The sequence below is a fragment of the Pseudomonas sp. NBRC 111138 genome (assembly GCF_001320835.1).
GTDB classification, from domain to species: Bacteria; Pseudomonadota; Gammaproteobacteria; order Pseudomonadales; family Pseudomonadaceae; genus Aquipseudomonas; species Aquipseudomonas paracarnis.
The window spans coordinates 91,023-98,743 of sequence record NZ_BCBO01000069.1 but is presented as its reverse complement, the minus strand read 5'-3'; the positions used below and the strand labels follow the sequence as shown (position 1 = coordinate 98,743).

Here is a 7,721-nt window from a genome sequence, read left to right as displayed (position 1 = left end):
CGATGGGCAGGAGCGAGGCAAGGAACAGCGCGAAGATGGCCGGGCCGCTGCCGATGCCGAGGACGCCGAGGGCGATGGCCAGTACGGCCAGGGGAGGGACGGTGTTGCCGATGTTGAAGATCTGCATGAAACGTTCTGCGCGCCCGACCATGTTGGGTCGGCTGAGCAGGATACCGGCGGGGATGCCCACAATCAGGGCCGCCAGCATGGAGACTAAAACCAGAATCAGATGAGCTTGCAGGTAAAACAACAAATCGTCGCGGTACAGTTCGATCGTGTTGATGCCGATCCAGTGGACCAGCAGGGCCAGGAGAGCGACGACAACCACTGCTCCTATCAGCCCTTTGCCATAGCGAATAGCCACAGGCGGACTCCTTTTTTTCTTTTGTCGGCGAACACATTTCCGAGCGGCAATGCCATTCCTGGCTGCCTCTGATGAGTTCGCGAAAAGCAGCTCGCCGATACTGGCTATGCAGTATGCGATCGAGCCATAAGCGCAGCCTCGTCAGGCTAACTTGCTGATTTTTCAGCCCCTGTTCCGAGTGCGGTAGCAGGGGAGTGGACGTCTCGACCTTTTAAAAGGTTCCACACTTGGGCGCATTTAGCCACCCCCAATGGGCTCAACGGTGGTCCGTACCCTCGCGTTTGCGCTATACTCGCCGCCCTTTTTTGACTCACCTGCCAGGCGATTTCCCATGACCCACCAGGCCGCCGAAGTCGCGAAACGCCGCACTTTCGCCATTATTTCCCACCCCGATGCCGGTAAAACCACCATCACCGAAAAGCTGTTGCTGATGGGCAAGGCGATCGCGGTAGCCGGCACGGTGAAATCGCGCAAATCCGACCGCCATGCCACCTCCGACTGGATGGAAATGGAAAAGCAACGGGGTATTTCCATTACCACGTCGGTCATGCAGTTCCCGTATCGCGAGCACATGATCAACCTGCTCGACACCCCAGGGCACGAAGACTTCTCCGAAGACACCTACCGCACCCTCACCGCGGTGGACTCGGCGCTGATGGTCCTCGACGGCGGTAAAGGCGTCGAGCCACGTACCATCGCGCTGATGGACGTGTGCCGTCTGCGTGACACGCCGATTGTCAGTTTCATCAACAAACTCGACCGCGATATCCGCGACCCCATCGAGCTGCTGGATGAAATCGAAGCCGTCCTGAAGATCAAGGCCGCGCCGATCACTTGGCCGATTGGTTGCTATCGCGACTTCAAGGGCGTGTACCACCTGGCCGACGACTACATCATCGTCTACACCGCCGGCCACGGCCATGAACGCACCGAAACCAAGATCATTGAAAAGCTCGACTCCGACGAAGCCCGCGCCCACTTGGGCGACGAGTACGATCGTTTCGTCGACCAGCTGGAACTGGTGCAGGGCGCCTGCCACGAGTTCAACCAGCAGGAGTTTCTCGACGGCCAGTTGACCCCGGTGTTCTTCGGGACCGCCCTGGGCAACTTCGGCGTTGACCACGTACTCGACGCCGTTGTGGACTGGGCGCCGCGCCCGCTGGCCCGCGTCGCCAACGAGCGCACCGTGGAACCGGTGGAAGAGAAATTCACCGGCTTCGTGTTCAAGATCCAGGCGAACATGGACCCCAAGCACCGCGACCGTATCGCCTTCATGCGTATCTGCTCCGGCCGCTACGAAAAAGGCATGAAGATGCGCCATGTGCGCACCGGCAAGGACGTACGCATTGGCGATGCCCTGACGTTCTTCTCCTCCGAGCGTGAACAGCTCGAAGAAGCCTACGCCGGCGACATCATCGGTTTGCATAACCACGGCACCATCCAGATCGGCGACACCTTCACCGAAGGCGAAGCGCTGGGCTTCACCGGTATCCCGCACTTCGCCCCGGAACTGTTCCGCCGCGTGCGCCTGCGTGATCCGCTCAAATCCAAGCAACTGCGCCAGGGCTTGCAGCAATTGGCCGAAGAGGGCGCCACCCAGGTGTTCTTCCCCGAGCGCAGCAACGACATCATCCTGGGCGCGGTGGGTGTGCTGCAGTTCGACGTGGTCGCCAGCCGCTTGAAAGAGGAATACAAGGTGGAGTGCTCCTACGAGCCGATCACCGTGTATTCGGCGCGCTGGATTGATTGCAGCGATAAGAAGAAGTTGGAAGAGTTCTCCAACAAGGCCGTGGAAAACCTGGCGATCGACGGCGGTGGTCACCTGACCTACCTGGCCCCGACCCGGGTCAACCTGGCGCTGATGGAAGAGCGTTGGCCGGATGTGAAATTCCGCGCGACCCGCGAACACCACTAAGGCCTGGGCGGGTGAAAGAGGGGCGAAGCTGTGATGGCTTCGCCCCTTTTTATTGGCTTCAACTACCCTGGGTCTGGTCTCTATAAGGTTGGAAATTGGCGATAACCCTGCATTGGGTCTAGCTTTCACACAGTGACTGTGAAGGAGAGCACCGTGCGAAATGTTCGATTCGCCATCCATCTGGTGTTGCTGGCAAGCCTGGGAGCGACGACCTTTCCGACTTTTGCCGATACCGGCACGCCCCAATGGAAAGACACCGGTCCGGTCAGCAAAAAAAAGGCCAACGAGGTCAACTCCGGCAGTTGGCAGCCCCAGGTCCAACCGGCGCCCAAGGAGGATCAGGAGAACCCCTATAACGAAGGGGAAGCCAGCGATACCTATGACGACGGCGAGACCTGAAGCCTGGCGTAAATCCAGAATCGCGACTAGCGTCAACGCGGGTGGCGGCAAGTTATTGCCGGCAGAATTCATCTATTGACTGGACGGAATCGACCATGGGTATTGTTCAACGCGTAGTGCTATTGATGAAGGTGCTGGTGCTGTTGTGGTTGGGGATGTCGACGGCCTGGGCGCACGCCCCGGTGCATGGCCCAGAGATGGTGGCGAGTAGCCAGATTTCGGACTTGCAGTTGGCCAAGTCCGAAGCGGAGCCAGGCGATAAAGGCCAGGGTGGCAGCGAAGACGATGACGACTCGACCACCGACGAGCCTGACAGCGACGACGCAGACGAAGGCGATAGCCAGACGTAGGCTCACCAAGGGGGAGCGTTTCAAACAATCAATGCCTTGGAAGGGACCCCCAAGGCATTTTTATTGGCCGCCCTTTTCTTCAGAACGAAGTGGTCACCGACGCAAAGTAAGCACGGCCCGGCTCGTTATAAGTCTGCGCGCCCGCATCCTCGGCGTTGCCTTTGCGCGACAGGCGCTTGTCCAGCAGGTTGTTGATGCCCACCCGCACGCTCAGGTTTTTGCTGAACTCATAGCCGCTGCTCAGGCCCATCAACCCGTACGGGTCGACGTCCTGCTGGGCGCTGCGATCGTAACGGCTGGCGCTGCGTGAGTTGAGCGTCGGTGCTTCTTGTTTGCCGTAATAGGTGCCGCTGACCTGGAATGACAGCTTGTCAGTGGCTTGCCAGTCCAGCGTGGTGTTGATGGTGTACTTGGGGATGATGCTCAAGGGCTCGCCGGTGTCTTTGTCCTTGGAGTCGATCATATAGGTCAGGTTGGTGTTCAAGTCCAAATCATCGCGCAGGCTGACGAACAGGTTGCCTTCAACGCCCTGTACCAAGGCTGGGCCGCTGTTTTCCCACTCCAATACACGTCGGCCGTTGCCCAGACGGAACGCCGCCTCGTTACTGGCGTTGATCTTGTTCTTGTAGTCATTACGGAAATACGTCGCACTGGTGCGCCAGGTGCCCTTGTCGAAAGCCAGGCCGATTTCCTTGTTGACACTGATTTCCGGCTTCAGGTCCCGGTTGCCCACCAGATAGCAACCGCCCATGTTGGCTTCGCTGGCGTTGCAGCCATTACCACGGCTGTAGAGCAAATAGTTCGGGTTGGACTGGTACAGGTTGGGGGTTTTGTAGGCGCGGGCAATGCCGCCCTTGATGCTCAGTTCGTCGGTCAACTGGTGCGAGGCATTGAAGCTGGGGCTCCAGTTGCCGCCGTATTCCTCATGATCGTCGAAGCGCATGCCAGGCGTGATGACGGTTTTGCTGCCCAACTCGATGTTGTTCTCGGCAAACAAGGCGTAGCTCGAGGCGGTGGTCTTGGTGCTGTTGCGGCTGACGCCCGGGATGGCGGGTACGCCGCCGGTGCCCGGGTCATAGCTTTGCGGGCGCAACGAGCCTGGGTCGTTCATCGACTCGTAGAGGTATTCGCTGCCCAGGGTCAGCACCTGTTCGGCACCGACGCTCAGGGGCAGGTTGACCTGCGCAGTGGCCCGGGTATTACGCAAGCGCGATTCGAAACGACCAGCGCTGGCGGAGGGCGCGCCTTCGCCGGAACCGGCCAGGCCTTCGTTTAGACGTTCGTTGCGAGTCAGGTCGTGGGTCAACGAGGCCAGGGTCGAACCCCAATCGAATTCGCCGCGGTGCGTGGCTGAAAAGCTGCTGCGCTGAATCACACTGGTTTCCTTGCCCACCAGGCTTTCCACGAATGCGCCACCGCCGTTGAGCATGGTGTCGCCGGCGAAAATATTGCCCTGGCGGCTGTAGCTGGCCTCCAGGTCGAGGGTTTGCTCGGGGGTGAACTGCCAGCTCAGCAAGCCATTCACGTCTTTGTTGCGCACACCTTCGCGGCCGGCTACCAACGAGTCCGGCGTCGCTTGCGCTGCGCGGTTGATGTCGGCGTCATCGGCATCGGTCTTGTTCAGGCCGCCATAGACGCGGAACGCCAGGGTGTGGGTCAACGGGCCGCTGAGGTTGAAGTTGGTGCGCTTGCTCGCCCCTTCGGCATCGTTTTCGGGGAAGGCGGTGTAGGCGGTCAGCGAGCCGTGCAGTTGGTCGGTGGGGCGTTTGGTGATGATGTTGATCACCCCGCCCATGGCGCCGGAGCCATAACGGGCAGCAGCCGGGCCGCGCAGGATTTCAATGCGTTCGACTTCTTCGGCCGGTACCCAGTTGGTTTCGCCACGGGTATCACGGTCGCCACTCCAGCCATAACGCACGGCGTTGCGCGAGGTCGACGGTTTGCCATCGATCAGAATCAGGGTGTTTTCCGGGCCCATGCCCCGCAGGTCGATCTGACGGTTATTGCCACGGCTGCCGCTGGAACTGTTGCCGGTCAGGTTCACGCCCGGCTCGCGACGGATGATCTCCGACAGGTCGTTGGTGGGCGGGCGCTTCTTGATGTCTTCGGCAGTGATGATCGACACGCCGGGCGCTTGCTTGAGTTCTTCGGCGGCGGTGCCCAGCACGTGCGTCTCGCCCAGCACCAGGGCTTGGGGTGTGCCGTCCACAGGCAGGTCTGTCGCTCCGATCGGCACCTTGTCGCGTTCTTTTTCCGCACTCTGCGCCAGCAGCGCGGGGGACGAAAGGGTGGCGATAAACGCCAACGATAGATGGCTGAGCCTGAATTGAGACGACATGTCCACAAAGTCCTTTAGGAGGGGCGATTGAACGAGAGTCGTCTGAATTTTTTCGTGCATCCAGCGCTCTCCATGCGCCGTAATGGTATTGATTCTCAAACAGAAGTAAATTGCATTTACAATCTATACACTTTCCTTAAGGCTCTGGCTCAATGTTTTCAAGGCTGGCGGCTGTGAAGGGCGAGGTTTAATCGGTATGTTCTTTGTTACAAACGCGCAAAAAAAGCCCCTCCGGCCAGACTGATGCGCAATCTGGCGGGAAGGGCGATGGAACTCATTGAAACCGCGGCCCCTGTAGGAGCGAGCTTGCTCGCGAAGAACGTATGAACACCGCGTTAAACCAGACTACCCGCGTTATCGTTGACGTCTTTCGCGAGCAAGCTCGCTCCTACAGGAGGAGGTTGTGTTGCTTCAGGCCACGAATTGCTCCGCGTAGTGGCAAGCCACCTGCCGGTTATCCAAAGGACGCAACAGCGGCTCTTCACTGCTGCAACGCGCCGTCGCATACGGGCAACGCTTGTGGAATGCGCAGCCAGGCGGCGGGTTCAGTGGGTTGGGCAGTTCGCCGACGATCTTGATCTTCGGCTTGCTCGGGTCCGGGTGAATGGTCGGCGTGGCCGACAGCAGCGCCTGGGTGTAGGGGTGCAGCGGGCGTGCGTAGATGTCTTCCTTGGGGCCCACTTCCACTGGGCGGCCGAGGTACATCACCATCACATCGTCAGCCACGTGCTGCACCACCGCCAGGTTGTGGGAGATGAACACGTAGGCGGTGTTGAATTCCTGCTGCAAATCCATGAACAGGTTGAGCACCTGCGCCTGGATCGACACGTCCAGTGCCGATGTCGGTTCGTCCGCCACCAGCACTTTGGGTTGCAGCATCATGGCGCGGGCCAACGCGATGCGCTGGCGCTGGCCGCCGGAGAACATGTGCGGGTAGCGCTGATAATGCTCAGGGCGCAGGCCCACTTGCTTCATCATCGCCTGCACTTTCTCGCGGCGTTCGGCGGCGGACAGGTTGGTGTTGATCAGCAGCGGTTCGGCCAGTTGATCACCGACTTTCTGGCGTGGGTTCAGCGAGGCATAGGGGCTCTGGAACACCATCTGCACGTCTTTGCGCAATTGCTTGCGCTGGGCCTTGTCGGCGCCGGCCACTTCTTGCCCGGCGATTTTCAACGAGCCCGACGAGGGCTCTTCAATCAGCGTGAGGGCGCGGGCCAGGGTGGATTTGCCACAGCCCGACTCGCCTACCACGGCGAGGGTTTTGCCGGCTTCCAGCTCAAAAGACACACCATTGAGGGCACGCACGGTGGCATGACCCTTGAACAGGCCGCGGGACACTTCGTAGTGACGGGTGAGGTCGCGGGCGGTAAGTACGACGGCCATTACGCCACCTCCTGGTTCAGCGGGTAGAAGCAGCGGGCAAGGCTGTGGCTTTTCGGATCAAGGCCCGGCCGCTGGGCGCGGCAGGAGTCCTGCACGTACGGGCAGCGTGGCGACAGCAGGCAACCCTGCGGACGGTCGTAGCGGCCGGGCACGATGCCCGGCAACGTGGCCAGGCGCGTTGCGCCGAGGCTGTGCTCGGGAATGGCCTTGAGCAACGCTTCGCTGTACGGGTGTGCCGGAATGTCGAACAGCTGCGGCACCTGGCCGACTTCCACCGCCTGGCCTGCGTACATCACGCACACGCGCTGGGCGGTTTCGGCAACCACCGCGAGGTCGTGAGTGATCAGCACCAGACCCATGTTCTGCTCTTTTTGCAGGGCCAGCAGCAGTTCCATGATCTGCGCCTGGATGGTCACGTCCAACGCAGTGGTCGGCTCATCGGCGATCAGCAACTTGGGCTCGCCGGCAATCGCCATGGCGATTGCCACGCGTTGGCTCATACCGCCGGACAATTGGTGCGGGTAGGCATCCATACGGCTGGCAGCGCCTGGGATCTCGACCTTTTCCAGCAGCTCGATGGCGCGTTTGCGTGCTTGTTTGCCGGACATTTTCAAATGCAGGCGCAGCACTTCTTCGATCTGGAAACCCACGGTGTAGCTGGGGTTCAACGCGGTCATCGGGTCCTGGAACACCATCGCCAGGTCTTTGCCGACGATCTGGCGGCGCTGGCGGTTGCTCAACTTGAGCATGTCCTTGCCGTCGAAGTTCAGCGCATCGGCGGTAACGATGCCGGGATGCTCGATCAGACCCATCAGCGCCATCATGGTCACGGATTTACCCGAGCCCGACTCGCCAACGATCGCCAGGACTTCGCCTTTGTCGACGGAAATGTCGAGGCCATCGACCACCGGCACGGCGGTCTTGTCGCCGAAGCGCACGTTGAGATTCTTGATTTCTAACAGTGACATGGGA

6 protein-coding genes and 1 pseudogene are annotated in these 7,721 nt (G+C 60.2%); 3 read left to right on the top strand and 4 right to left on the bottom strand.

Features of this window, described 5'->3' with window-relative positions:
- Positions 1-364 (bottom strand): annotated as a pseudogene (locus tag APH41_RS13035) (ABC transporter permease); the annotation flags it as partial.
- A gap of 331 nt (positions 365-695) precedes the next feature.
- Here APH41_RS13035 and APH41_RS13030 point away from each other — a divergent pair.
- The 3 genes from APH41_RS13030 (at position 696) to APH41_RS13020 (ending at position 3,028) form a co-directional block, all read left to right on the top strand.
- Complete coding sequence (locus APH41_RS13030; protein ID WP_034126275.1) at positions 696-2,279, top strand: peptide chain release factor 3; 1,584 nt, start codon at positions 696-698, stop codon at positions 2,277-2,279.
- Between the two features lie 153 nt (positions 2,280-2,432).
- Positions 2,433-2,678, top strand: a complete 246-nt coding sequence (locus APH41_RS13025; RefSeq protein WP_034126276.1) for a hypothetical protein — start codon at positions 2,433-2,435, stop codon at positions 2,676-2,678.
- 95 nt (positions 2,679-2,773) lie between these two features.
- Entirely contained in the window at positions 2,774-3,028 is a 255-nt protein-coding gene (locus tag APH41_RS13020; RefSeq protein ID WP_034126277.1) for a hypothetical protein, read from the top strand.
- 79 nt (positions 3,029-3,107) lie between these two features.
- Here APH41_RS13020 and APH41_RS13015 read toward each other — a convergent pair whose 3' ends face one another.
- The 3 genes from APH41_RS13015 to APH41_RS13005 all read right to left on the bottom strand — a co-directional run bounded on the left by APH41_RS13015 (position 3,108) and on the right by APH41_RS13005 (position 7,717).
- Positions 3,108-5,366: a TonB-dependent siderophore receptor gene (locus tag APH41_RS13015; RefSeq protein ID WP_054919353.1), complete on the bottom strand. Its 2,259-nt coding sequence runs from the start codon at positions 5,364-5,366 to the stop codon at positions 3,108-3,110.
- A gap of 411 nt (positions 5,367-5,777) precedes the next feature.
- Positions 5,778-6,749: a peptide ABC transporter ATP-binding protein gene (locus tag APH41_RS13010; RefSeq protein ID WP_003188483.1), complete on the bottom strand. Its 972-nt coding sequence runs from the start codon at positions 6,747-6,749 to the stop codon at positions 5,778-5,780.
- Positions 6,749-7,717 (bottom strand): ABC transporter ATP-binding protein, encoded by a 969-nt coding sequence (locus APH41_RS13005; protein ID WP_034126279.1) that lies wholly within the window; start codon positions 7,715-7,717, stop codon positions 6,749-6,751. The genes APH41_RS13010 and APH41_RS13005 overlap by 1 nt, the downstream gene beginning before the upstream one ends.
- Positions 7,718-7,721: the final 4 nt, after the last annotated feature.